Origin of the sequence: Lachnospira eligens (assembly GCF_009680455.1) — a bacterium.
Taxonomy (GTDB): domain Bacteria; phylum Bacillota; class Clostridia; order Lachnospirales; family Lachnospiraceae; genus Lachnospira; species Lachnospira eligens_A.
The window spans coordinates 70,218-94,695 of sequence record NZ_WKRD01000005.1; the positions used below are offsets into that span (position 1 = coordinate 70,218).

Genomic DNA, 24,478 nt, shown 5'->3' on the forward strand with positions numbered 1-24,478 from the left:
ATGGCAGAACAGGTTAAAAAACCTTTAAAGATTACTGAGACAGTATTGCGTGATGCACATCAGTCTCTTATAGCTACAAGAATGACAACAGAGCAGATGCTTCCTATCGTAGATAAGATGGATAAGGTTGGTTATCATTCAGTAGAGTGCTGGGGAGGAGCTACATTTGATGCTTCACTCAGATTCCTTAAGGAAGATCCATGGGAAAGACTTCGTAAGCTTAGAGATGGATTCAAGAATACTAAGCTTCAGATGCTTTTCAGAGGACAGAATATATTAGGTTACAATCATTACGCAGATGATGTAGTTGAGTACTTTGTTCAGAAGTCAATTGCTAACGGTATTGATATTATCCGTATTTTCGACTGCTTTAATGATTTAAGAAACTTAGAGACAGCTGTTAAGGCTGCCAAGAAGGAAAAAGGACATGCTCAGATTGCTCTTTCTTATACATTAGGTGATGCTTATACACTTGATTACTGGAAAGAGACAGCTAAGAGAATTGAAGATATGGGTGCAGATTCTATCTGTATCAAGGATATGGCTGGACTTTTGCTTCCATACAAGGCTACAGAGCTTGTACAGGCATTAAAGGATGGTTCATCTCTTCCTATTCAGATGCATACACATTATACATCTGGTGTAGCTTCAATGACATACTTAAAAGCAGTAGAAGCAGGTGCTGATATTATTGATACAGCTATGTCACCATTCTCAATGGGAACATCACAGCCAGCTACAGAGGTTATGGTAGAGACATTTAAGGGTACACAGTATGATACAGGACTTGACCAGAATCTTCTTGCTGAGATAGCTGATTACTTCCAGCCAATGCGTGAGGAAGCATTAAAGAGCGGACTTATGAATACTAAGGTTCTTGGAGTTAATATTAAGACATTACTTTATCAGGTTCCAGGTGGAATGCTTTCTAACCTTGTATCACAGCTTAAGGAAGCTGGTGCAGAGGACAAGTACAGAGATGTATTAGAGGAAATCCCAAGAGTTCGTAAAGATTATGGTGAACCACCTCTTGTTACTCCTTCATCACAGATTGTTGGTACTCAGGCTGTTCTTAATGTATTACAGGGTGAGAGATACAAGATGATTACTAAGGAATCTAAGAAGGTTCTTGCTGGTGAATTTGGTCAGACAATCAAGCCATTCAATCCAGAAGTTCAGAAGAAGGCTATCGGTGATACAAAGCCTATTACATGCCGTCCAGCTGACTTGATTGAACCACAGCTTGAGAAATTCAAGAATGATCCAATTGTACAGCAGTACAAGCAGCAGGATGAGGATGTGCTTTCATATGCATTATTCCCACAGGTTGCGACAGAGTTCTTCAAGTATAGAGAAGCTCAGCAGACAAAGGTTGATCCTGCAAAGGCAGATACAGCTAATAAGGCTTATCCAGTCTAATAATTAATATAATAGACCGTCATGTGCGCAAAAGCGTATGTGGCGGTCTTTTTTTGCAGCGAAGCTGCGTAGAGACTTGACCTGCAAAAAAAGCAGGCAGCAAGCCTGCAATCCAGAATGTTTCTCTTGATATAAATTCATTTTGCATGTAAAATTAAACAGTATAATTAAGCAAAAGGAGCACGATTGTGATTAAGTTAGAACGATTTGAAGTCATGAATATGAATAATGCCATCAGAGGTGCAAGAAATCCATTGAACAGCTGGGCAAGAATGGACAGTTACTTTGATGAGGAAGGAAAATTTGTTTTTGGTCCTAATGATCTTGACCTTGCCAAGAGATTATGTAAGGCAGGCTCAGACCACAGAAAGTTCATAAGACAGATATTTGTTACAGTCGATATAACAGCACCACTTTACTGGTGGAAGGAATACGATACATATAAGGTTGGAACAGTTGCCAATTCAACAAGTACAATGCACAAGATTCACAGCAAGCCTTTTGAGATGTCTGATTTCAGTACAGACCATATGACTGATGCCGCTCTTGATATGATGCAGAAGAATATTGATTTTCTGGAAGGAATCAGAACACAGTTTGTAGAGACTAAGGACAAAGCATTATGGTACAGCATGATACAGCTTCTCCCTGAAAGTTATAACCAGATGAGAACATGTACTCTCAATTATGAGAATCTTGTTGGAATATATTATTCTAGAAAGGGTCATAAGCTTGCAGAGTGGCATACCTTCTGTGACTGGGTAAAAGAACTGCCATATTTTGAAGAGCTTTTTATAGATAATGAATGATTTAGAACAACATACAGATGTATTAAATCTCATAAGAGTTAGAATGTCAGGACTTAGCAAGGGACATAAAAGAATAGCAGAGTATATTCTGGCTAATTATGAAAAATGTGCATTCCTTACTGCGGCAAAGCTGGGAGAAGTTGTTGGAGTAAGTGAGTCTACGGCAGTGAGATTTCCGGCAGCATTGGGGTTTTCAGGGTACCCGGAGTTCCAGAAAGCGTTAGAAGACATTTTGCAAGAAAAAATTCACTCATTCGATAGAATAGATGTACTTAATTCACACATGACAACCAATATGGTCGTGAATAATGTTATGTCAATGGATGCAAGAAAGATAGAGCATACATTAAAGTCATTTGATACAGCATCGTTTGATATGGCTGTTGAGGATATAATGGCTGCAGAAAGCGTGTATATAATTGGAGCGAGGTCGTGCGAACCACTAGCAGAATTCTTTGGGTATTATCTTAGGTTGGTCAAGAAAAATGTACAGGTGGTAAAGACTGGCAATACCAACGAATTATTTGAACAGATGATGTACATAGGTGAAGGTGATGTTGCAATAGGTATCAGCTTTCCCAGATATTCAATGCGAACGCTTAAAGCAATGGAATTTGCCAATAACAGGAAGGCGAGAGTTATTGCCATAACAGATTCAGTACACTCACCAATGAATATGTATTCATCATGTAACCTGTTTGCAAGAAGTGATATGGCGTCAATAGTTGATTCACTTGTTGCACCAATGAGTCTTATTAATGCTTTAATAGTATCAATATGCCTTAAGAATAGTGAACAGGTAGTAGAGAATATTGAGAAGATTAACACGTTTGTTGATAATTTCGAGTATTCAGGCAATGATGAGATTAATATGTTAGATGAAAATGTTGTCAATGAATTAAGAAAATGTATGGATAATGCAGCTATTGATGAAGAAAAGTAAGAGAGAGCGATAATGAGCAATGTTATAATAATTGGCGGTGGAGCAGCAGGAATGATGGCTGCGATAACTGCTGCCAGAAACAATAATAAGGTTACACTTATTGAAAAGAATGAAAAGCTTGGAAAGAAGCTTTTTATTACAGGAAAAGGCAGATGTAATTTTACCAATGCCGGGGATGAAGAAGATATATTTAACAGCATAGTTACCAATAAAAAGTTCATGTACAGCAGTTTAAGAGGATTTTCTAACTATGACTGTATGGGATTTTTTGATGAGCTGGGACTTAAATTCAAGATTGAGCGAGGTAACAGGGTATTCCCGGAGTCAGACCACTCGTCTGATGTTATAGGTGCGCTTTCAAGGCAGATGAAAAAACTTGGTGTAAATGTGCTTCTTAATACACAGGTTGTAGCTGTGAATGAGGAAAATGGCGAATTTGCAGGTGTTGTTGTAAAAGATGCATCAGGACAGAAGGAGATTAAAGGTGATGCGTGCGTTATTGCAACAGGTGGTAATTCATATTCATCCACAGGCTCTACAGGGGATGGTTACAGATTTGCAAAAAGTATTGGACACAGCGTTACACCAATACTTCCGGCACTTGTACCTCTTAATGTAAGAGAAGAGTGGGAAGAACTTCTTATGGGACTAAGCCTTAAGAATATAGAGGTTACATTTTACGATGGAGATAAGAAGGTATTTACTGATTTTGGAGAAATGCTTTTTACACATTTTGGTGTGAGCGGTCCTGTAATATTAAGCGCAAGTAGCGTTATTACTGGAATAGTTAAGGAAAGACCTGTAAGATTAAGCATAGACTTAAAGCCTGCAATTACTGATGAACAGCTTGATGAGAGAATATTAAGGGATTTCTCAAAGGAACAGAACAAGGCGTTTAAGAATTCATTAGATGAGCTGCTTCCTAAGAAGCTTATTCCTGTGATTGTAATGCAGTCCGGAATTAAGCCTGAAAAGAAGGTTAATGAGGTTACAAGGGAAGAAAGACAGAGACTTGTGAAGCTTCTTAAGAATTTTGACATGACAGTAACTTCTACGAGAGGTTTTAATGAAGCGATAATTACACAGGGTGGGGTTAATGTTAAAGAGATTAATCCTTCGACAATGGAATCAAAGCTTGTCAAGAATATATATTTTGCAGGAGAGGTTATAGATGTTGATGCAGTGACCGGAGGATTTAATTTACAGGTAGCATGGTCAACAGCATACGCTGCTGCAAGTCATATACAATAATTTATTTAAAGGAGCAGAGAAAATGAGTGCAATAGCAATCGATGGACCTGCAGGAGCAGGAAAAAGTACAATAGCAAAGCTTTTAGCAAAGCAGTTAGGATATGTGTATGTTGATACAGGTGCAATGTACAGGGCAATGGCTGTATATTTTTCACAGAACGACATTAATCCAGATGATGAGAATGCAATTAATGGTGCTGTAGATAATATTGATATTAGTATTGAGTACAAAGACGGCGTACAGCAGGTGATACTTAATGGTGAGAATGTGACATCACTTTTAAGAACAGAAGAAACAGGAAAGATGGCATCAAAGACATCTAAGTATGCAGAAGTAAGGACTAAGCTGGTTGCACTTCAGAGAGGACTTGCAAAGAAAACAGATGTTATCATGGATGGAAGAGATATAGGAACAACAGTACTCCCAGATGCATTTGCAAAGATATATCTTACTGCAAGTTCTGATGCGAGAGCTAAGAGAAGATATGATGAACTTAAGGAAAAAGGTGAAAACTGTAGTTTTGATGCTATCAAGGAAGATATTGAAAAAAGAGACTATGAAGATATGCACAGAGCAATATCTCCTTTAAAACAGGCAGATGATGCTGTGCTTGTTGATACATCAGATATGAATATAGAACAGGTTGTAGCTGCTTTAAGTAAGATAATAGATGAAAAGAAGGCGGGCAGATAATTGAAAGAAGTAATACTTGCAAAGTCAGCAGGCTTCTGTTTTGGTGTTCAGAGGGCAATGGATACTGTGTATGCTGAGGCAGACAAGAAAAATGTATATACTTATGGTCCGATAATTCATAATACTGAGGTTGTCAATGAACTTGAGAGCAAGGGTGTAAAGGCTGTTAATGATATATCTGAGATTCCAGAACCTGAAAAGTCAACTGTTATAATCAGATCTCATGGAGTATCAAAGGCAGTATATGAATCAATAAAGAACAGCGGGGCAAAGATTGTGGATGCAACATGTCCGTTTGTATTAAAGATTCACAAGATTGTAAAGGATGCAAGTGCTGAAGGTGACCAGATTGTAATTATTGGCAATGAGAAGCATCCTGAAGTTGAAGGCATTATGGGGTGGTCAGAGACACCTGTACATGTTGTTGATACAGTTGAAAAAGCTGAAAGGTTGAAACTTGACAAGAGTAAAAATGTGCGTGTGGTATCCCAGACGACATTTAATTACAAGAAATTTCAAGATTTAGTTGAAATTATAAAGAAAAAAGAGTACAATATTTGCATTAGTAATACGATATGTAATGCAACTGAGGAGCGTCAGAACGAGGCAAGACGGATTGCTCGAAGAGCTGATGCTATGATTGTTATAGGGGACAGCAGTAGTTCAAACACTCGTAAACTGTATGAAATTTGCAAGACGGAATGTCAGGAAACCTTTTACATTCAGACTCTTAGCGGCCTTGAGCTTGATAAGCTCGAATCATCAGACTGCATAGGTATTACAGCCGGGGCATCAACCCCAAACAATATCATTGAGGAGGTTTATACTAATGTCAGAAGAAAGCTTTGCACAGATGTTAGATAACGAAGAATGGAAGGAAATCCGTACAGGAGAGGTGGTAGACGGAAGAGTTATTGCAGTTAAGCCAGATAGAATTGTACTTAATATAGGTGGCAAATCTGATGGAATCATTACTCGTTCAGAGTATACATCAGCTCCTGATGTGGATCTTACTACTGTAGTCTCAGTTGGAGATGAGATGAAGGCTAAGGTTCTTAAATCAAACGATGGTGAGGGACAGGTTGCTCTTACATATAGAAAGCTTGTTGCAGATAATGGCAATAAGAAACTTGAAGATGCATTTAATAATCAGGAGCCAATTACAGGTGTAGCTAAGAACATCAAGGGTGGTCTTGAGGTTATCGTTGATGAAGCAAGAGTATTTATTCCTGCAAGCCTTATTTCAGATACATTTGTTAAGGATTTATCTGTATATAACGGTAAGGAAGTTACATTTGTCATCACTGAATATGATCCTAAGAACAGAAAGATTATCGGTGATTGCAAGCAGCTTATTGTTGCAGCTAAGAAGGCAGCAGCAGAGGCAGTTCTTTCTAAGATTAAGGAAGGCGATACAATCGAAGGAACAGTTAAGAATGTTACAGATTTCGGTGCATTCATTGACTTAGGCGGTGTAGATGGTCTTCTTCACATCTCAGAGATGTCTTGGGGAAGAACAGAGAATCCTAAGAAGGTTTACAAGATTGGTGATTCAGTTAAGTGCTTTATCAAAGAGATTAACGGAGATAAGATTGCACTTTCAGTTAAGTATCCAGACCTTAATCCATGGAATAACGCAGCAGAGAAGTATGCTGTAGGTAATGTTGTTAAGGGAACAGTTGCAAGAATGACAGATTTCGGTGCATTCGTCCAGTTAGAAGATGGTATCGATGCATTACTTCATGTTTCACAGATTTCAAGAGATCGTATTGAAAAGCCATCTGACGCACTTTCAATCGGTCAGGAAATTGAAGCTAAGGTTGTTGACCTTAACGAAGCTGATAAGAAGATCAGCTTAAGCATTAAGGCATTACTTAACGACAACGAAGCTCAGGAAGAAGCTCCAGCAACAGAAGAGTAATAAAGATATTATAAGGGCTGTGAAAAGCTCTATGTTGAGGCATTTGTTCACATCAGTGGGCAGATGCCTCATTTAATATGCTGGTAATCGGAGGTGTTGTTATGTATTCGAAAAACAAGCCGTCAATTGTGAATGGTTTATGTGCTGGTGTATTAGTCTGGATTATTTTACTGATTTCAGATTATATTGATGAAACGGTATTAGATAAAGGCTTTTTTATTGGTTTGATTATATACATGATTGTGCCTGTAATATTAGTCTGCTGTTATATTTATAATTACATTGCATACAAGCCGGACCGGAAAAAGCTTCTTGCATGGTTTGGCGGTTATAGTGCAGCATTTCTGGTATCTGGAGTAATTGTTTTTATACTTGTTAATAATGGACTGCTTATTAAACAAAAATACAGGGGTGATGGCATTTATTTAAATGGAATGGAATATATGTTTTATGGAGTTCCTGCCATTGTTGTTTTTGGAATGTTATGTATTGTGTTTCATTTGATATATTTTAAGATAAAAAAACATAGAAATTCGGGGCTGTAGAAAAACAGCCCATTTTTTAAATATATTTTCTGAATGAAAGATAAACACGGCCTTTTTTGGTTTCTTTACCGCAGCCCTGATAGATGAATTTGCCTGTTCCGCGGATAACAAGTATATCATTAGCTTTTAACTGATAGCTGTTGTTTTCCATCTGACGGCTGTTAATGAATATTTTTCTTGCCCTGAATAATTCTACTGCCTGACTTCGGCTTAGCTTTGTGAGGCTGGCAACGGCAGCGTCAATCCGTTCACTTGCAGATAAAACTTCAATATCTTCAAGCTCAGGTGAACATTCGATATCGTTAATATCAGTCTTTGTACACTGGATATGTGTATGCTTTACTGTAGACAGGTTGTCAATTATGAAATCAGCAATATGTGAAACACAGTAAAGATAGGCGTCCTTGCCTTTTATATTTATATCTCCAAGCATTTCTCTTTTAATTCCAAGATTCATAAGAGCACCAAGGTAATCTCTGTGTGACAGTGATTCAGCATATTTTTCTATAAGAGGAGATATCTTTATAAGAGTTATAGGAAATTCTTCTTCATAGCCAAGAGTTTCGTAAGAACCAAACTGTATCATCTGTCTTTCACATGCATCATTGCCACCGTATGTTTTAAAAGCTACGAAATTAAGTGCGTTTCTCATCTGTGCGAATACTGACTGCTCGTTGATATCCAGGAAATTGGTATAAGTATATATATTCTGGCGGAAGGAACGATTGGCTGCGTCCATTATTTTATTTTTTAAAAGCGATTCATTATCCATTAGTTTATAAATAATCCTTTCAGGTTTTTTGAAAATATGATAGAATTATAACAGAATTAAGAATAATTTACATTACATTTGTTTCGTGGAACGATGTAGAAAAGAGGGATTATGATTAAAGATTATGAGGATTTTAAGAAATTTATCCTGAGTCTTACAACTATTGACCTTAATGCATATAAGGAAAAACAGATGAAGAGGCGTATAGATACACTTATTGCAAGACATAAGTATGATGGTTACGATAGTTATTGTAAGGCAATAAAGGAAGATACAGGGTTAAGAGAAGAATTTGTTAATTATATTACGATTAATGTATCTGAATTTTATAGAAATCCGAATCTGTGGAAGACACTGGAGGATGTTATACTGCCGGATCTGATAAGTAAGTTCGGACCAAGACTTAAGGTATGGAGTGCGGCATGTTCTACTGGTGATGAACCATATTCACTTGCTATGGTGCTTGCAAAGAAAGTACCTATGAGGGATATTAAGATTATTGCGACAGATCTTGATGAACAGGTTCTTGAGAAGGCTAAAGATGGTGTATATGGTGAAAACAGCATAAAGGGACTTCCTAAGGAATTTCAGGATAAGTACTTTGAAAAGATGGGCGACAGGTTTTATAAAATATCTGATGACATAAAAAGATGTGTTGAGTTTAAGAAGAGTAATCTTCTAAAGGATCCATATCCAACAGGCTGTCATCTTATTGTGTGCAGGAATGTTCTTATATATTTTACAGAAGAAGCCAAGAAAGATGTATATGAGAAGTTTAATAAATCTTTAGTTACTGATGGGTGTCTGTTTGTAGGTAATACTGAACAGATAATCGGTTATAGGGATATGGGATACAGCTATGACCAACTTTTCTTTTACAGAAAGACTAATTAATAAAATGCGTAACCGGAATAATATCAGTCTGGTTACGCATTTTTAATTATGAAAATATATGATTTATAACGGAATGTATATATTTTTCTGTGTTATCAGTGCTTTTTAACAGTATATCATCTACGTTGCAGTATTTTTCCGGGTCAGAATAATCTTTTTTAAATATGTTTAAATCACAATTATCATAGAGCGGAAGAAAGATGCCCGTCTTTTTGGTGTAACAGTTAGAAGCAGAGCATTTAACACGGTTATTACTGTCTACATATTGTGCAATGCTTTTGTGAATGGCTTCGTCTTCTGATGTCAGATAATAATAATTCTTATAGTCTTTAAAAAAATATTTCAAAGTATCTGATATAACTGGTATTACAAGAGTTAATGTACGGTTCTTAATCAGAATATGTATATTGTTAAGACATATATGCCTGTCCACGGGTACGCCTACGGGCAGAGAACATTCAGCAATCAGCCGAAGGCTCACATTTCCATCGGAATCAGTATCTTTATCAATGACAGCATTGTCAACAGTGTAAGAATTCATAATTATTGCATAATAGGAAACAAGTGGAAGCAGACTTAGCATTCCTTCTATATCGTCATGGTTGTGAAGAAGGAGAAGTTTCCTGTATTCGTTATGTGCTGTATCAGAAGGTTTTGCTGCAAATTTTCTGTATATATCAATTAGTTCACCGCCTGAATACATATCTTCACGTTCTATTCCAAGAAAATGTTCAATAGTTTTCTGCTTATAGTCAGAAAGTGACAGAATAGATTTACATTTTCTTGCAGTTTTATATAAGTCAAGGCTTTCAAGATGTGAAAGGTCAAGTGAAACATTAAGATGTGCTGCACGCTCAGTAATAAAAGGAATATCGAAGGCATCCCCGTTAAAATGTATTAATGTATGAAAATCTTTTAGAAAATCATTAAATGCGGATAAAATATAAGCTTCATCGGAATCGGATTCTGCAAGCCACTGTAAATAATGCGATATTCCGTTACGGAAATATACAGCGCCTATGAGGTATACTATATTATAATTTCTTGAAAATCCTGTGGTTTCTATATCAAAAAAGCAGATGCTGTCGGTATCCGGACATATTGCTTTAAGCATTGCGGTGTCTGCGTTTGTGTGCAGGGTATCATTAATAGTTATCATAAAAAATCCTCGTTTTTAGGTTTGATTAGACAAACCGATTGTTAAAAAAGTACTCATTTTCTCTTATTATATAGGAATATATACACAAAAAAAAGTAGATTTTTGCTATTTATTGAGATAAAATACTATTTAATAAAAACTTTATAAGGAGAAATATGTCATGGGAAAGTGTACATTTAAAGGTGGATGTCATCCTTATGACGGTAAAGAGTTTTCTAAGGATAAACCAATCAAAGAACTCTTTCCAGCCGTAGGAGAGATGGTGTTCCCGCTTTCACAGCACATCGGCGCACCTGCTAAGCCAGTTGTTGCCAAGGGCGACTATGTCCTTGCAGGCCAGCTGATAGCCGAGGCAGGTGGATTTGTTTCTGCGAACATTCATTCATCTGTATCAGGTACTGTTAAAGCTATTGAGCCAAGAACATTGGCTACAGGCGGTAAGTGCAATTCTATCATTATCGAGAATGATGGCGAATTCAAAGAAGTTGAATATACACCTATGAAGTTCGAGGATCTTACTAAGGACGTTATCTTAGAAAGAATCAAGGCTGCTGGTGTTGTAGGTATGGGAGGAGCTGGTTTCCCAACTAATGTTAAGCTCTCTCCAAAGAATCCTGAAGCCATAGATTACATTATCGTTAATGGAGCAGAGTGTGAGCCTTACCTTACATCTGATTACAGAAGATTATTAGAAGAATCAGACAAGGTTGTTATGGGTCTTAAGATTGCTCTTAAGATATTTGACCATGCTAAGGGAATTATCGGTATTGAAGATAATAAGCCTGAGGCAATAAGAATCATGCAGGAAGCTACAGCTTCTGAGCCTGATATTGAAGTTAAGCCATTAAAGACTAAGTATCCACAGGGAGGAGAGCGTAGTCTTATATATGCAACAACAGGAAGAGCTATTAATTCAAGCATGCTTCCAGCTGATGCAGGCTGTATCGTACATAATGTTGATACAATATTCTCAATCTATCTTTCAGTTATAGAAGGTAAGCCTCTTACTAAGAGAATATGTACTGTAACAGGCGACGGAGTTAAAGAGCCTGGCAACTTCTATGTATGGTTAGGAACTAATTACAGACAGCTTCTTGACGCTGCAGGTGGTCCTGTAGGAGAACCTGAGAAATATATTTCTGGTGGTCCTATGATGGGATTTGCCATGTACAGTCTTGACGTACCTGTTGTTAAGGGAAGTTCATCACTTCTTGTATTCCAGAATGATATCGTATCTAAGATAGAGTCTTCTGCATGTATAAGATGTGGTAAATGTGGTGAGGCATGTCCGGAACACCTTCTTCCAGCAAAGCTTGCCGGTTTTGCATCACGTAATGATGAAGAAGGCTTTACTAAGTTCGATGGTATGGAATGTGTAATGTGCGGAAGCTGTTCATATGTCTGTCCAGCCAAGAGACCATTAACACAGCAGATTAAGGCTATGAGAAGTACAGTACTTGCTAACAGAAGAAAGAAGTAGAAAGGTGGGCAATCAAAGTGAGTGAGATTTTTAATGTATCGACTAATCCTCATGTGCGAAGCGGGAATACTACTCAGACAATAATGAGAGATGTTCTTATTGCTTTAACTCCTGCCAGCATATTTGGTATAGTTAATTTTGGCCTCGATGCACTGCTTCGTATAGTAATCGGTATTGTTACTTGTGTAGCATGTGAGGCATTATATCAGTATTTCATGCATAAGAAAGTTACTGTTACAGATTTAAGTGCAGCAGTAACAGGTCTTCTTATTGCATTAAATATTCCATCAACATTAAATGTTGGTTTTGAAATCGTAGGATGTGTATTTGCAATTATCGTAGTTAAGCAGCTTTTTGGAGGACTTGGACAGAACTTCATGAACCCTGCTCTTGCAGCAAGATGTTTCCTTCTTATTGCATATACAGGTCCGATGACTAATTTCGTTACATCTAACGGATTTTTAGACGCATATTCAGGCGCAACACCTCTTGCACTCCTTAAGCCTGGTGCAGAATCAACAGGCGTTGTTTCATTAGCTAAGATGTTTATTGGTACAACAGGTGGTGTTATCGGTGAGACTTCAGCAATCTGCCTTCTTTTAGGTGGTATCTACCTCCTTGCAAGAAAGGTTATTAACTGGAGAATACCTGTAATATATGTAGGTGTATTTGCAGCGCTTATATTCCTTTTTGCACCAGGACATCATTTCGATGTAATCTACATGCTTGAAGAAGTATGTGGTGGTGGACTTTTACTTGGTGCCATCTTCATGGCAACAGATTATGTAACTTCACCAATTACACCTAATGGTAAAATTGTATTTGGCTGCTGCTTAGGTCTTCTTACATTCATTTTCAGAATGTATGGTGGTTCAGCAGAAGGCGTTTCATATGCAATTATCTTCTGTAACCTCTTAGTTCCTCTTATTGAGAGAGTAACAGTTCCTAAGTCATTTGGTAAGAAGAAGCCAGAGAAGAAAGCAAAGGAGGCTGCATAAGATGAAGAAAATAGTTAAAGATGCATTAGTTTTATTTGCTATAACACTTGTAGCCGGAATTCTTCTTGGTGTTGTATATCAGATAACACTTGATCCTATTGCAAAGGCTAATGAGAATGCTAAGGAAAAGGCTTACAAAGCAGTTCTTGCAGAAGCAGACAGCTTTGAGACAATAGATGCCCTTCCTTCTGATGATGATATTAATGCTTCATCAGACATTGACTTCTCTAAGGATAAGGTCAATGAAGTTGCTATAGGAAAGAAAGGCAGCGAGACAGCAGGTTATGTTGTAACAGTTACAGATAGTGACGGTTACGGCGGAGATATCAAGTTTACAGTTGGTATTTCAACAGATGGAAAGGTACTTGGAGTATCATTCCTTTCAATCAGCGAAACTGCCGGTCTTGGTATGAGAGCTAAACAGGATCCATCATTCACATCACAGTTTACAGATAAGTCTGATGCAGTTACATCATTTTCAGTAGTAACAGATGGTTCAGCATCAGAAAGCAATGCTAATGTTGATGCAATCGGTGGTTCTACAATTACTTCTAAATCAGTCACAAAGGGTGTAAATTATGCGCTTGCAGTTTACAAGCTTGTGGCAGGAAACTAGGGAGGTGCGGACTTTGAATAAATGTATAGAAAGACTTTATAATGGTATTATTAAAGAGAATCCTACCCTGGTACTTACACTTGGTATGTGTCCTACACTTGCGGTTACTACATCAGCAATCAATGGTATAGGTATGGGACTTTCTTCTACAGTAGTACTTGCATTATCAAACCTTATGATTTCATTACTTCGTAAGGCTATTCCAGATGGTGTAAGAATGCCAGCGTTCATCGTTGTCGTTGCATCATTTGTTACAATGGTACAGTTCCTTATGCAGGGCTTCCTGCCAAGTCTGTACGACTCACTTGGAATATATATTCCTCTTATAGTTGTTAACTGTATTATCCTTGGACGTGCGGAAGCCTATGCTTCTAAGAATCCTCCAATTCCTTCATTCTTTGATGGAATAGGTATGGGACTTGGATTCACAATTGCTATCACAATCCTTGGAGCAATAAGAGAGCTTATCGGTGGCGGTACAATTTTCTCAGATGGTACTAACGCATTATTTGATCTCTCAACAATCGGTTACACACCAGCAAGTATCTTTATCCTTGCACCAGGAGCGTTCTTTGTTCTTGCATTCATGATTGCTATTATGAACAGAATTAAGAGAAAGAAAGGCATGAAGCCTGCAGAAGTTCCTGACTACACAGAAGAGATAGAAGAAGCTAAGGCTGAGGCTAAGAATAACTAAGGGAGGTAAATATGGGATATTTTTCACAGTTATTATTGATAGCTGTAAGTACAGCAATTGTCAATAATGTAGTTTTAAGCCAGTTCCTCGGTTTGTGTCCTTTCCTTGGAGTTTCTAAGAAGATAAACACAGCAGCAGGAATGGGTGGCGCTGTTATCGGCGTTATCACTATTTCATCAGCTGTCTGCAGTCTTATATATGACTGTATACTTACACCGCTTAAGCTTACATATCTGAATACAATTGTATTCATCCTTGTAATTGCGGCACTTGTTCAGTTTGTTGAAATGTTTTTAAAGAAGACATCACCATCTCTTTATGAAGCACTTGGTGTATACCTTCCACTTATTACAACTAACTGTGCAGTACTTGGTATTGCACTTACTAACGTACAGAACTATAACACAGCAGCAGGACTTAATATTGGTCAGAAGCTTTTAGATTCTGTAGTCAGTGGATTAGGAACAGCTGTTGGTTTTACAATAGCAATCATAATCATGGCTGGTATACGTGAAAGAAACGAATTCAATGATGTTCCGGAAAGCTTTAAGGGAATGCCTATTGTATTACTTACTGCAGGACTTATGGCTATCGCATTCTTTGGATTTTCAGGTATTATTTAAGAGGAGGACGACAAGATGTCAGGTATAATTATTGCTGCAGTTGTTGTAAGCTGCACTGGTCTTCTTCTCGGACTTTTCCTCGGAGTAATGGGTAAGAAGTTCTATGTTGAAGTAGATCAGAAAGAGATAGATGTAAGAGCAGAGCTTCCTGGAAACAACTGTGGTGGTTGTGGATATGCAGGATGTGATGCACTTGCTAAGGCAATTGCCGCAGGAGAAGCTCCAGCTAACGCATGTCCAGTTGGTGGCGCACCGGTTGCAGCAAAGATTGGTGCAATCATGGGTGAGGAAGTTGGAGAATCAGTAAGAATGACAGCATTTGTTAAATGTGCTGGTGACTGCGACAAAGCAAAAGAAAATTATGTGTACTCAGGTGCAATGGATTGTACAGCAATGAACGTCGTTCCTAACGGCGGTTCTAAGGCATGTACATACGGATGTATGGGATATGGTTCGTGTGTTAAGGCATGTCCTTTTGATGCAATTCATATTGTTAATGGTATTGCTGTAGTAGATAAGGGCAAATGTAAAGCATGTGGTAAATGTGTTGCTGTATGTCCAAGACACCTTATTGAAATCATACCATACAAGAGTAACTATACAGTTAACTGTTCATCTAACGATAAGGGTAAAGATGTTATGTCAGCATGCTCTGTTGGATGTATTGGATGTATGTTATGTACAAAGCAGTGTAAGTTCGGTGCTATTACAGTAGAAAACAATATTGCACATATTGATTATTCAAAGTGTACAGGTTGTGGAAAGTGTGCTGAGAAGTGCCCTAAGAAGATAATACATCTTCATTGATAATTTAATCACAATAAGTTATAATAAGAAACTGCCGTAGGCTTATGCTTATGGCAGTTTCCTAGTTTAAGAAAAGAGAAGATACACCTATGGCAGAGATGAAATCGAAGTTACAAGATTTTTATAAAAGACTTGATTCCAGAAAATCAACATATTTTCTGGCTTATTCAGTTATTTTTGCAATCCTTGCTATAGGTGTGTTTTCTTTTTATTTTTTCACTAGAAAGACATTCATATGGGAGGTTGATGGCTGGGAACAGCATTATAAGTCACTCATATATTATTCACAGTATTTAAGGGACTTCTTTAAAAATATATTTATCAATCATCAGTTTGTAATACCACAGTGGGATTTTGCAATAGGTGAGGGAAGTGATGTTATAGGAACATTTCACTATTATGTGATAGGCGACCCATTTACATTCTTATGTTTCCTGTTTCCAGCAAAGTACATGTATATATTCTATGAAGCAATGATTCTTTTAAGAATATATCTGTCAGGTATAGCATTTTCACTGCTGTGTTTTTATACAGGACATAAGAAAAGATATGTCCTTCCAGGAGCAGTAGCTTATGCATTCTGCTACTGGGCAATATACAATGCGGTAAGACATCCGTTCTTTCTTAACCCGCTTCTGTATTATCCGCTGCTTATATTGGGTGTTGAGAAGATAATCAGAGAGAAGAAAATGTGGCTCTTTACAATAACAGTAGCTGTTGCTGCAATGAGTAATTTTTATTTCTTCTACATGCTTGTGTTCACAACAATTATATACGTTATTGTGAGATTCATATTCCGTTATGGAAAGAATGTAAAAATGTGGGGCAAAGGAATATTAAGACTTGCAGTTTCATCGGTTACAGGACTGTGTATGGCGGCAATAGTGTTTCTGCCTGTGCTTCACGTTTTCTTAAGTGACAGCAGATTTAATACACCTAATAAAATGGGACTGGTATATCCTTTTTCATACTATGCAAAGCTTCCGGGACTTTTTATCGTTGAGGGTGATAACTTCTGGACATGCATGGGATTTGCAGTACCTGTGTTGCTTGCAGTGCTTTTAATGTTTAAGAGCAGACGTAAGTACACAATGCTTAAGACTTATTTTATTATAAGTGCTGTGATGATATGTATACCGTTCTTCGGACAGGCAATGAACGGATTTTCATATATGTGTAACAGGTGGATATATTCATTTGCATTATTATGTGCATATATACTTGTGTGCATGATGCCGCGTCTTATAACACTGGAAAGAAAAGAAATCCGCTTTATTGGAATTGCACTTACAATATATTTTGTGGTATGTATGTGCGTAAAGTATTCAAGAAATGGCAAGCTTATAAGTGCAGTTGCAATTGGAGTGATATTGCTAATTGGACTTAGCATAAAGAATGTTAATGAATATAACAGATGCATGATGGTGACAGTAGCGGTTATGCTGGCGGCATTAGCTAATGGTATATGGAAAAATGCTTCATTTGGGGAAAATTATGCGGCACAGTGCATAAGCGTTAAAATGGCACAGGAAGATGTGTTTGGAAGCGAGAAGGAGCTTATAAGTAAAGATGCTGAAGATACAGATTTTATCAGATATTCAGGCTCTGGACTTTCGTACAATATGAACTGCATAACAGGAATATCATCCTCTAATCTGTACTGGACACTTACTAATCCGTATGTATCGAAGTTCAGATATGATTGTGCAATCAGGCTTGATACGCTGCTTCCGCACAAATACACAGGCTATGATGACAGGTCATCTCTTATAACATTGTCATCTGCCTCAAAGTATCTGGTAAGTAAGACCGGTGGACTTGTTCCATATGGATTTGCTTATGAATCAGAAAATGATGATTATGTAATGTATAATAATGACAATGCACTTCCGTTAGGATTTACTTATGACAAGGCTGTTAATAAGAATGAATGGGAGGGCTTAAGTGCAGTTGATAAGCAGAAAGCAATGCTTCAGGCTGTTGTTATTGACAGGAGTGGGAAGGATACCAGGGAGGCGCTTCCTGACAGGGTATCTGTTAAAGATTTAAGTTATGACAGCCAGATTAAAGATTATACAATGAATTATGATGCCAAAGAAGTACAGTGTACGGATAATACATTTGCAGTAACTAAGGCAGGTGCCAGGGTAACATTTAACTTTACAGGCAGTGGCGCAGGTGAGACTTACTTTAATATTAATGGGCTTGATTATGAAGGCGCAGCACAGTTCCAGCTGTATTTTGGAAAGAAAAAGTTTGACCCGTTAGACTTATACTCTAAGTCAGACTGGAAAGAGCTTTCACATAATGAAAAGAAGAAGATATTTAAGAATTTCATATACTGGACACAGTCTACAAGCAGTGTTAAGCTTGGGATTACGACTGATACAGGAGTAACCAAGTCAATGAATTACTTTACATCTGATTACAGCTATTATAGTAACCAGCATGATTTCAGTGTGAATATGGGCTATTCGGAAGAAAATGTTACATCAGTTACAGTGACTTTCCAGAAGATTGGCGTGTATTCTTATGATGATATACAGATTGTATGCCAGCCAATGGACAGTTACACTGACGAGATTAATACACTTAAAGAAAATGTATTAACAGATGTAGAGCTTGGAAATAATAAGGTTACAGGTCAGATAACACTTGACCGTAATAAATATCTGTGTCTTACAATCCCTTATTCAAAGGGCTGGAAGGTATATGTAGACGGGGAAAGACAAAAGCTATATAATGCTAATGGTCAGTATATGGCTGTATATCTTACAAGTGGAACGCATAATGTAACACTTAAGTATTCTACGCCGCTTCTTAAAGAGGGAGCGTTGGTGTCACTTGCAGGTGTGGCCATCTTTGCCATGCAGCTTGTAATTAATAAGAGAAAGAAGAGGGAGTAATAATGTACAGAGAAGTTGCGAAACTTATTATATATGGTAATCATGAGGACACTATTCTTATGAAAATGTCCGATATTTTCAAAAAATTTGATAGGGATGAGGAGACTCCTGACAAGCTTATAAGTGATATATATGAGCAGATTAAGAGAATATTGGAGGTTGCCACAGATTATGGCTTTGATAAGAATTTATGGCATAATTACCTTACATTCTATCTTATAACTAATGAGAATCCATTCAGCCTTACATGTGAAAAGGTAGGTGCTAATGATGGAAGCGTTAATGAATTTGCTAAGAACGACTTCAAGGTGTTTATGAATCTGTTTAATTATGATTTCAGACCTATTGAGGCTGCACTTGGAATCAACTGTTTTTCACTTATATCTGATTACAAGGCAATTGTTAAGAAAGAGCTTATGTACAATAAGAATGTAAGTGAGAAGGTACAGGCTTTAAGCCTTAAGCTTGAGACAGCAAAGGACGAGAATGAGTTCTTTAATTATGTTACTGATTTCTATAAAGCATATGGTGTAGGAATGTTCGGACTTAATAAAGCATTCAGAGTAATAGGCGGTGATAATGGCGTTACATTTACACCAATTAACAATATGGATAAGGTTATGTTAGATGACCTTATAGGTTATGAAATCCAGAAGAAGAAGCTTGTTGAGAATACAGAGGCCTTTGTTCAGGGAAGAAAAGCTAATAATGCGCTTCTTTTCGGTGACAGCGGAACAGGTAAGTCAACTTCTATCAAGGCTATTGTCAATGAATATTATGACCAGGGTCTTAGAATGATAGAGATATACAAACATCAGTTCAAGGATTTATCTAATGTTATAGCAAGCATTAAGAACAGAAATTACAAGTTCATAATATATATGGATGATTTATCTTTCGAGGAATTCGAGATTGAATACAAGTTCTTGAAGGCTGTAATTGAAGGCGGTGTTGAGACTAAGCCTGATAATATTCTTATCTATGCAACATCTAACAGAAGACATCTTATCAAGGAAACATGGAATGACAGAAATGATATGGAAAGCAATAACGGTCTTCACAGATCTGATACTATTGAGGAGAAGCTTTCATTAGTGAACAGATTTGGATGCCAGATAAGCTACTCTAAGCCATCACAGAAAGAATTCTTTGATATTGTTATTGGCCTTGCAAGGAAGAATAATGTTAAGATGACAGATGAAGAGCTTATGGCAGAGGCTAACAAGTGGGAACTTTCACATGGTGGAATATCAGGAAGAACAGCACAGCAGTTTATCAATTACTGTCTTGGGGGTAGAGAATGATTTCATACATTAAAGGTGAGCTTGCCGAAATCCTGCCAGATGTAATCGTTGTGGAAGCCAATGGAATCGGATATAATATAAATGTTCCGGGTTCAGTTCCTGGTGAGCTTCCATCAGTTGGCAGTGAGGTTAAGATATATACATATATGAATGTCAAGGAAGATGAATGCAGTCTGTTCGGATTCCTTACAAGAGATGATTTAAGCATGTTTAAAATGCTTATCTGTGTCAATGGTATTGGCCCTAAGGCAGCGCTTGGTGCATTATCTAATATCACAGCAGATGATTTAAGATTTGCAGTTCTTGCTGATGATGTGGCAGCAATCAAGGCACTTCCTGGTATCGGACCTAAGACAGCACAGAAGATTATAATTGAGCTTAAGGATAAGTTAAAGCTTGATGAAGTATTTGAATCAGCACTTTCTAAGAATAAAAAGGCAGACAATAACAGTAATGTAAGTAATGTCATGATGATAAGAAATGACGCTGTTGAGGCACTTGTATCACTTGGATATTCAAGCAAAGATGCACTCGTTGCTGTCAAGGAAGTGGAAGATATAGAGAATAAGGATTCTGAGACGGTTCTTAAGGAAGCGTTAAAGAAGCTGGCTAAATTCTAGAGCAGAATAGTATTTGAGAAATGAGGGGCTATATGGAAAAGAGAATTATATCAACACAGATAACTGAAGAAGATTATGGTATTGAGAATTCCTTAAGACCGTTATCTCTCGATGACTATGTTGGACAGAATAAGGTTAAGAGTAATCTTAAAGTATATATTGAGGCAGCAAAGGAAAGAGGAGAGGCACTTGACCATGTGCTTTTCTATGGACCTCCGGGACTTGGAAAGACAACTCTGGCAGGAATTATTGCTAGTGAAATGGGGGTTAATATCAAGGTTACATCAGGTCCTGCAATCGAGAAGCCGGGAGATATGGCAGCTATACTTAACAACTTGAGTGAGGGTGATATTCTCTTTGTTGATGAGATTCACAGACTTAACAGACAGGTTGAAGAAGTGCTGTATCCGGCAATGGAGGATTATAAGATTGATATTATGATCGGAAAGGGTGCAACAGCAAGGTCTATAAGACTTGATCTGCCACAGTTCACTCTGATAGGGGCAACAACAAGAGCGGGACTTTTATCAGCACCTTTAAGAGACAGATTCGGTGTTGTAAGCCATATGGAATTCTATACAGTTCCGGAGCTTGAGAAAATTATTATCCGTTCAGCCAATGTGCTTAATGTTGATATTGACTCAGACGGAGCACATGAGCTTGCAAGAAGGTCAAGGGGAACACCGAGACTTGCCAACAGACTTTTGAAAAGAGTAAGGGATTTTGCACAGGTTAAATATAACGGACATATCAATAAGGATGTTGCTGATTATGCACTTAATCTGTTAGATGTTGACAGAGATGGATTGGACCGTAACGATCGTGTTATACTTACTACAATAGTTGATAAGTTTGATGGCGGACCTGTCGGTATTGAGACACTGGCAGCTTCAATAGGCGAGGATTCAGGAACTCTTGAAGATGTTTATGAGCCATATCTTATACAGAACGGGTATATTAACAGAACTCCAAGAGGAAGAGTTGCAACTAAAGCAGCTTATGATAATCTTGGCAGGCCATTCAAACAAAAATAACATAAAATATTCTAAAGAATGTGTTTTATGAGTTGAATAGTAAGTGTATTTATTATATACTTAATATGTTTATTTCTACATATATGGAGGGGTCTTATGTCATCAAAGAATACAGCAGAAGTAATTCTTGGAGGTAAGGTAATCAAGCTTGGTGGATATGAAAGCGAGGAGTATCTTCAGAGAGTTGCATCATACATTAATAACAAGATAACTGAATTTAATAAAGAAGAGAGTTACAGACGAATGTCAGCAGAGCTCAGAACTGATATGATGTATCTTAATATTGCAGATGATTACTTCAAGGCTAAGAAGATGGCAGACAGTATTTCATTAGATATTGAGAACAAGGATAAGGAAATATATGACCTTAAGCATGAGCTTATTGCAGCACAGATTAAGGCAGAAAGTTCAGCAAAAGAGATTAAGGAATTAAAGAGTGAGATTAACAAGTATCAGAAGAATATTGTCAAGTTAGAGACAGAACTGAATGACTCTAAGAAGTGATTTACGTAAGATTATCTGGTATTAATAATAACGGCTGTTGCAAATGCATTTGCAGCAGCCATTTAATTTAAAGGCGGTTACAACTATGAATGTTGATAAGAGAAAAACACAGGTGGAGGTTTTAGCACCAGCAGGTTCACTTGATATTATGAAAGCTGTTGTGGCGGCAGGGGCAGATGCAATATACCTGGGAGGCAATATGTTTGGAGCAAGGGCATTTGCCAATAATTTTAATGATGAAGAGCTTATCTGTGCTATTGAATATGCACATTTATTCGGTAGAAAGGTTTACCTGACAGTTAATACTCTTCTTAAGTCAAGAGAGATAGAGAACAGTCTTATAGAATATCTTATACCATTCTATGAGGCAGGTCTTGATGCAGTGATTGTACAGGATATGGGTGTGCTTAACCTTATAAGAAAACATTTTCCTGATATGGATATACATGCAAGCACACAGATGACACAGACCGGAGTGTATGGCAGCAGGCTTTTAAAGGAACTTGGTGCAACAAGAATAGTCACTTCAAGAGAGATGAATCTGCAGGAAATAAAGCAGCTTCATGAGAGATTAGATGTGGAGATAGAAAGCTTTGTGCATGGAGCATTATGTTACTGTTATTCGGGACAATGCCTGCTTTCAAGCTTTAACGGAGGAAGAAGCGGCAACAGGGGAAGGTGTGCCCAGCCGTGCAGGATGCCTTATGATGTGTATGATAACGGCGAAAAGATTAATAACAGAAACAACAGTTACGCATTAAGCCCTAAGGATATGTGTGCATTACAGATACTTCCTGATGTTATAGAAAGTGGAGTGTATTCTCTGAAAATTGAAGGCCGTATGAAGAATGTCACATATGCGGCTATGGTAACGCATATTTACCGTAAATATGTTGATATGTATCTTGAGAGGGGACGAAAAGGCTTCAAGGTAGATAAGCAGGATATTGATGACCTTTCAGATATATATAACAGAGGTGCATTTACTACAGGCTATTATGACAGCGTCAAGGGAAAGAAGATGATGTCACTGGGGCGTCCTAACCATATGGGAACGGAGTGCCTTAAGGTAGTATCTAACAAGGCAGGAAGAATTACATTTAAAGCATTAAAGAATGTAAACAGAGGTGATGTCTTTGAGATTGATAAGGAACATTCATTTGAGAGCGGAGCTGATGTGGCAGCAGGACAGACCTTCGTTGTCAATCTTCCTAAGAAATACCCGCTGTATGAGGGAAGAATTGTCAACAGAATGAATAATGCTAAGATTAAGGCATATATAGCGGATAATTATGTCGGGACAACACCTAAGCTTCATGTAGATATGAAGCTTAGTGTAAGAAAGAATGAAAATATATCACTTACAGTAATGTATGATGGAATTGAAAAGACATGTACAGGAGAGATAGTTACCGAAGCACAGAGCCGTCCGGCCTCAGAGGAGGAACTGGTTAAGAATTTAAAGAAAACCGGCGATACATGTTTTGTGGTGGAAGATGCAGAAGTGCAGCTTGATGATGGTGTGTTTGTGCCTGTCGGCTGGATTAAGGAATTAAGAAGAAATGTACTTGAACAGCTTGAGACACATTTAAAGCACAGTCTTGTAAGAACTTATAATAAGCCTGAATGTGCAGAGACTGACGACAAGAATGAAGCTGATGATAATAATTATCAGGTAAGAAAAGCTGCATACCTTCATGATATAGCGCAGGTAAAGAAAGCAGCATCAGTTTCAGGTGTTGAAAGTATTTATCTTGATTATAAGATGTTTTATATGAATGATGAGAATTCATTAAAAGAGGCTGTAAAGCACTGTCAGTCACATGGAATATATGTATATATGTTCCTTCCACATATTCTTAAGGCAGAGAAATATGATAAGTTTAAGTACTTATGTGAGAAAGCTTCTGACTGTGGCATAGACAGGTTTGTATGCCGTAATATTGAGCAGATTGGTTTTCTTGGAAGTGACAACTGGAAAAAATTATCTGACAAGGTGCATATTATTACGGACAGCGGCATATATATATTTAATACATTTGCAAAAGATGAATTAAGAAGGCTGTGCAGTAATGCCGGGGTTATTCTTGACAGAATGACACTGCCGCTTGAACTTACAGATAAGGAGATGAAGCCTGTAATTGGAAGTGACACGGAACTTGTAGTATATGGGAATGTGCCTCTTATGGTATCTGAACAGTGTGTGAGAAGAACTTACGGAAAATGTGACGGATGCTGGGGCATCATTAATATTACAGGGCCGAAGGGCAGCTCTTATACAGTGGAAAGTATGTGTGAATTCTGTTATTCTGTAATGAAGGGAGAAAAACTCAATCTTACAAAAGAAAATCCCGAAGAATGCGGTGTGTGTGTAATTCGTTATGAATTTGACGAAAGTGAAGCAGATGATATACAATTAGTTATGACTGATGGAGTGAGTGGCGGTACTACAGGACATTTTCATCAGGCAATCGACTAAGAT

23 protein-coding genes are annotated in these 24,478 nt (G+C 37.6%); 21 read left to right on the top strand and 2 right to left on the bottom strand.

Annotation, left to right across the window (positions count from 1 at the left end; all coding sequences use genetic code 11):
* From GKE48_RS07475 to GKE48_RS07510, 8 genes are all read left to right on the top strand, one after another.
* Positions 1 to 1,419 carry an oxaloacetate decarboxylase subunit alpha gene (locus GKE48_RS07475; protein WP_117913978.1) on the top strand — a complete coding sequence of 473 codons (1,419 nt, stop codon included), beginning with the start codon at positions 1 to 3 and terminating at the stop codon, positions 1,417 to 1,419.
* 188 nt (positions 1,420 to 1,607) lie between these two features.
* On the top strand, positions 1,608 to 2,228 hold the full coding sequence (locus tag GKE48_RS07480) for a hypothetical protein (RefSeq protein ID WP_330583102.1): 621 nt from the start codon (positions 1,608 to 1,610) through the stop codon (positions 2,226 to 2,228).
* Complete coding sequence (locus tag GKE48_RS07485; protein ID WP_154300791.1) at positions 2,221 to 3,171, top strand: MurR/RpiR family transcriptional regulator; 951 nt, start codon at positions 2,221 to 2,223, stop codon at positions 3,169 to 3,171. Before GKE48_RS07480 ends, GKE48_RS07485 begins: the two co-directional genes overlap by 8 nt.
* Before the next feature lie 12 nt (positions 3,172 to 3,183).
* Positions 3,184 to 4,422 carry a BaiN/RdsA family NAD(P)/FAD-dependent oxidoreductase gene (locus tag GKE48_RS07490; RefSeq protein WP_012739164.1) on the top strand — a complete coding sequence of 413 codons (1,239 nt, stop codon included), beginning with the start codon at positions 3,184 to 3,186 and terminating at the stop codon, positions 4,420 to 4,422.
* Between the two features lie 22 nt (positions 4,423 to 4,444).
* Complete coding sequence (cmk, locus tag GKE48_RS07495; RefSeq protein ID WP_154300792.1) at positions 4,445 to 5,116, top strand: (d)CMP kinase; 672 nt, start codon at positions 4,445 to 4,447, stop codon at positions 5,114 to 5,116.
* A 57-nt stretch (positions 5,117 to 5,173) separates the two neighbouring features.
* Complete coding sequence (ispH, locus tag GKE48_RS07500; protein ID WP_243138472.1) at positions 5,174 to 5,980, top strand: 4-hydroxy-3-methylbut-2-enyl diphosphate reductase; 807 nt, start codon at positions 5,174 to 5,176, stop codon at positions 5,978 to 5,980.
* Complete coding sequence (gene rpsA / locus GKE48_RS07505) at positions 5,946 to 7,037, top strand: 30S ribosomal protein S1 (protein WP_022098514.1); 1,092 nt, start codon at positions 5,946 to 5,948, stop codon at positions 7,035 to 7,037. The genes ispH and rpsA overlap by 35 nt, the downstream gene beginning before the upstream one ends.
* Before the next feature lie 101 nt (positions 7,038 to 7,138).
* On the top strand, positions 7,139 to 7,582 hold the full coding sequence (locus tag GKE48_RS07510; protein ID WP_154300793.1) for a hypothetical protein: 444 nt from the start codon (positions 7,139 to 7,141) through the stop codon (positions 7,580 to 7,582).
* A 16-nt stretch (positions 7,583 to 7,598) separates the two neighbouring features.
* On the opposite strand, the gene GKE48_RS07515 is transcribed toward GKE48_RS07510, so the two are convergent.
* A complete protein-coding gene (locus GKE48_RS07515; protein ID WP_022098516.1) occupies positions 7,599 to 8,354 on the bottom strand; it encodes a YlmH/Sll1252 family protein in 756 nt (251 codons plus the stop codon).
* 111 nt (positions 8,355 to 8,465) lie between these two features.
* Here GKE48_RS07515 and GKE48_RS07520 point away from each other — a divergent pair, with 111 nt between their 5' ends.
* A complete protein-coding gene (locus GKE48_RS07520) occupies positions 8,466 to 9,248 on the top strand; it encodes a CheR family methyltransferase (RefSeq protein ID WP_119211602.1) in 783 nt (260 codons plus the stop codon).
* A gap of 46 nt (positions 9,249 to 9,294) precedes the next feature.
* On the opposite strand, the gene GKE48_RS07525 is transcribed toward GKE48_RS07520, so the two are convergent.
* The gene (locus GKE48_RS07525; protein ID WP_154300794.1) at positions 9,295 to 10,407 is read right to left on the bottom strand and encodes a ribonuclease H-like domain-containing protein; all 1,113 of its coding nucleotides are present in this window, start codon (positions 10,405 to 10,407) and stop codon (positions 9,295 to 9,297) included.
* Positions 10,408 to 10,567: 160 nt separating this feature from the next.
* Here GKE48_RS07525 and rsxC point away from each other — a divergent pair, with 160 nt between their 5' ends.
* From rsxC to GKE48_RS14555, 12 genes are all read left to right on the top strand, one after another.
* The gene (rsxC, locus tag GKE48_RS07530) at positions 10,568 to 11,887 is read left to right on the top strand and encodes an electron transport complex subunit RsxC (protein ID WP_055285509.1); all 1,320 of its coding nucleotides are present in this window, start codon (positions 10,568 to 10,570) and stop codon (positions 11,885 to 11,887) included.
* Between the two features lie 17 nt (positions 11,888 to 11,904).
* Complete coding sequence (locus GKE48_RS07535) at positions 11,905 to 12,885, top strand: RnfABCDGE type electron transport complex subunit D (RefSeq protein ID WP_117913969.1); 981 nt, start codon at positions 11,905 to 11,907, stop codon at positions 12,883 to 12,885.
* Position 12,886: 1 nt separating this feature from the next.
* Positions 12,887 to 13,501 carry an RnfABCDGE type electron transport complex subunit G gene (locus GKE48_RS07540; protein WP_154300795.1) on the top strand — a complete coding sequence of 205 codons (615 nt, stop codon included), beginning with the start codon at positions 12,887 to 12,889 and terminating at the stop codon, positions 13,499 to 13,501.
* Positions 13,502 to 13,514: 13 nt separating this feature from the next.
* Positions 13,515 to 14,198 (top strand): electron transport complex subunit RsxE, encoded by a 684-nt coding sequence (rsxE, locus tag GKE48_RS07545; protein WP_022098520.1) that lies wholly within the window; start codon positions 13,515 to 13,517, stop codon positions 14,196 to 14,198.
* 11 nt (positions 14,199 to 14,209) lie between these two features.
* Positions 14,210 to 14,821 (top strand): electron transport complex protein RnfA, encoded by a 612-nt coding sequence (locus GKE48_RS07550; RefSeq protein WP_012739175.1) that lies wholly within the window; start codon positions 14,210 to 14,212, stop codon positions 14,819 to 14,821.
* A gap of 15 nt (positions 14,822 to 14,836) precedes the next feature.
* Positions 14,837 to 15,628: an RnfABCDGE type electron transport complex subunit B gene (locus GKE48_RS07555; RefSeq protein ID WP_154300796.1), complete on the top strand. Its 792-nt coding sequence runs from the start codon at positions 14,837 to 14,839 to the stop codon at positions 15,626 to 15,628.
* 89 nt (positions 15,629 to 15,717) lie between these two features.
* Positions 15,718 to 18,534 (top strand): YfhO family protein, encoded by a 2,817-nt coding sequence (locus GKE48_RS07560; RefSeq protein ID WP_154300797.1) that lies wholly within the window; start codon positions 15,718 to 15,720, stop codon positions 18,532 to 18,534.
* A gap of 2 nt (positions 18,535 to 18,536) precedes the next feature.
* Positions 18,537 to 19,838, top strand: coding sequence for an ATP-binding protein (locus tag GKE48_RS07565; RefSeq protein WP_022098523.1), 1,302 nt, complete (start codon positions 18,537 to 18,539; stop codon positions 19,836 to 19,838).
* Positions 19,835 to 20,458: a Holliday junction branch migration protein RuvA gene (gene ruvA / locus GKE48_RS07570; protein ID WP_154300798.1), complete on the top strand. Its 624-nt coding sequence runs from the start codon at positions 19,835 to 19,837 to the stop codon at positions 20,456 to 20,458. Before GKE48_RS07565 ends, ruvA begins: the two co-directional genes overlap by 4 nt.
* A 32-nt stretch (positions 20,459 to 20,490) precedes the next feature.
* Positions 20,491 to 21,492 (top strand): Holliday junction branch migration DNA helicase RuvB, encoded by a 1,002-nt coding sequence (gene ruvB, locus GKE48_RS07575; RefSeq protein ID WP_154300799.1) that lies wholly within the window; start codon positions 20,491 to 20,493, stop codon positions 21,490 to 21,492.
* A 96-nt stretch (positions 21,493 to 21,588) separates the two neighbouring features.
* Positions 21,589 to 21,996: a cell division protein ZapA gene (locus GKE48_RS07580; RefSeq protein ID WP_055214854.1), complete on the top strand. Its 408-nt coding sequence runs from the start codon at positions 21,589 to 21,591 to the stop codon at positions 21,994 to 21,996.
* An 85-nt stretch (positions 21,997 to 22,081) separates the two neighbouring features.
* A complete protein-coding gene (locus GKE48_RS14555) occupies positions 22,082 to 24,475 on the top strand; it encodes a U32 family peptidase (RefSeq protein ID WP_173016907.1) in 2,394 nt (797 codons plus the stop codon).
* Positions 24,476 to 24,478 lie beyond the last annotated feature (3 nt).

Coding starts and splice junctions, on each gene's coding strand:
- GKE48_RS07540 (WP_154300795.1), top strand. CDS start 12,887: ATGAAGAAAATAGTTAAAGATGCATTAGTTTTATTTGCTATAACACTT.
- GKE48_RS07485 (WP_154300791.1), top strand. CDS start 2,221: ATGAATGATTTAGAACAACATACAGATGTATTAAATCTCATAAGAGTT.
- rpsA (WP_022098514.1), top strand. CDS start 5,946: ATGTCAGAAGAAAGCTTTGCACAGATGTTAGATAACGAAGAATGGAAG.
- GKE48_RS07555 (WP_154300796.1), top strand. CDS start 14,837: ATGTCAGGTATAATTATTGCTGCAGTTGTTGTAAGCTGCACTGGTCTT.
- GKE48_RS07515 (WP_022098516.1), bottom strand. CDS start 8,354: ATGGATAATGAATCGCTTTTAAAAAATAAAATAATGGACGCAGCCAAT.
- GKE48_RS07520 (WP_119211602.1), top strand. CDS start 8,466: ATGATTAAAGATTATGAGGATTTTAAGAAATTTATCCTGAGTCTTACA.
- GKE48_RS07475 (WP_117913978.1), top strand. CDS start 1: ATGGCAGAACAGGTTAAAAAACCTTTAAAGATTACTGAGACAGTATTG.
- GKE48_RS07550 (WP_012739175.1), top strand. CDS start 14,210: ATGGGATATTTTTCACAGTTATTATTGATAGCTGTAAGTACAGCAATT.
- GKE48_RS07490 (WP_012739164.1), top strand. CDS start 3,184: ATGAGCAATGTTATAATAATTGGCGGTGGAGCAGCAGGAATGATGGCT.
- GKE48_RS07560 (WP_154300797.1), top strand. CDS start 15,718: ATGGCAGAGATGAAATCGAAGTTACAAGATTTTTATAAAAGACTTGAT.
- GKE48_RS14555 (WP_173016907.1), top strand. CDS start 22,082: ATGAATGTTGATAAGAGAAAAACACAGGTGGAGGTTTTAGCACCAGCA.
- GKE48_RS07510 (WP_154300793.1), top strand. CDS start 7,139: ATGTATTCGAAAAACAAGCCGTCAATTGTGAATGGTTTATGTGCTGGT.
- rsxC (WP_055285509.1), top strand. CDS start 10,568: ATGGGAAAGTGTACATTTAAAGGTGGATGTCATCCTTATGACGGTAAA.
- ruvA (WP_154300798.1), top strand. CDS start 19,835: ATGATTTCATACATTAAAGGTGAGCTTGCCGAAATCCTGCCAGATGTA.
- ispH (WP_243138472.1), top strand. CDS start 5,174: ATGGATACTGTGTATGCTGAGGCAGACAAGAAAAATGTATATACTTAT.
- cmk (WP_154300792.1), top strand. CDS start 4,445: ATGAGTGCAATAGCAATCGATGGACCTGCAGGAGCAGGAAAAAGTACA.
- GKE48_RS07525 (WP_154300794.1), bottom strand. CDS start 10,407: ATGATAACTATTAATGATACCCTGCACACAAACGCAGACACCGCAATG.
- GKE48_RS07580 (WP_055214854.1), top strand. CDS start 21,589: ATGTCATCAAAGAATACAGCAGAAGTAATTCTTGGAGGTAAGGTAATC.
- GKE48_RS07565 (WP_022098523.1), top strand. CDS start 18,537: ATGTACAGAGAAGTTGCGAAACTTATTATATATGGTAATCATGAGGAC.
- ruvB (WP_154300799.1), top strand. CDS start 20,491: ATGGAAAAGAGAATTATATCAACACAGATAACTGAAGAAGATTATGGT.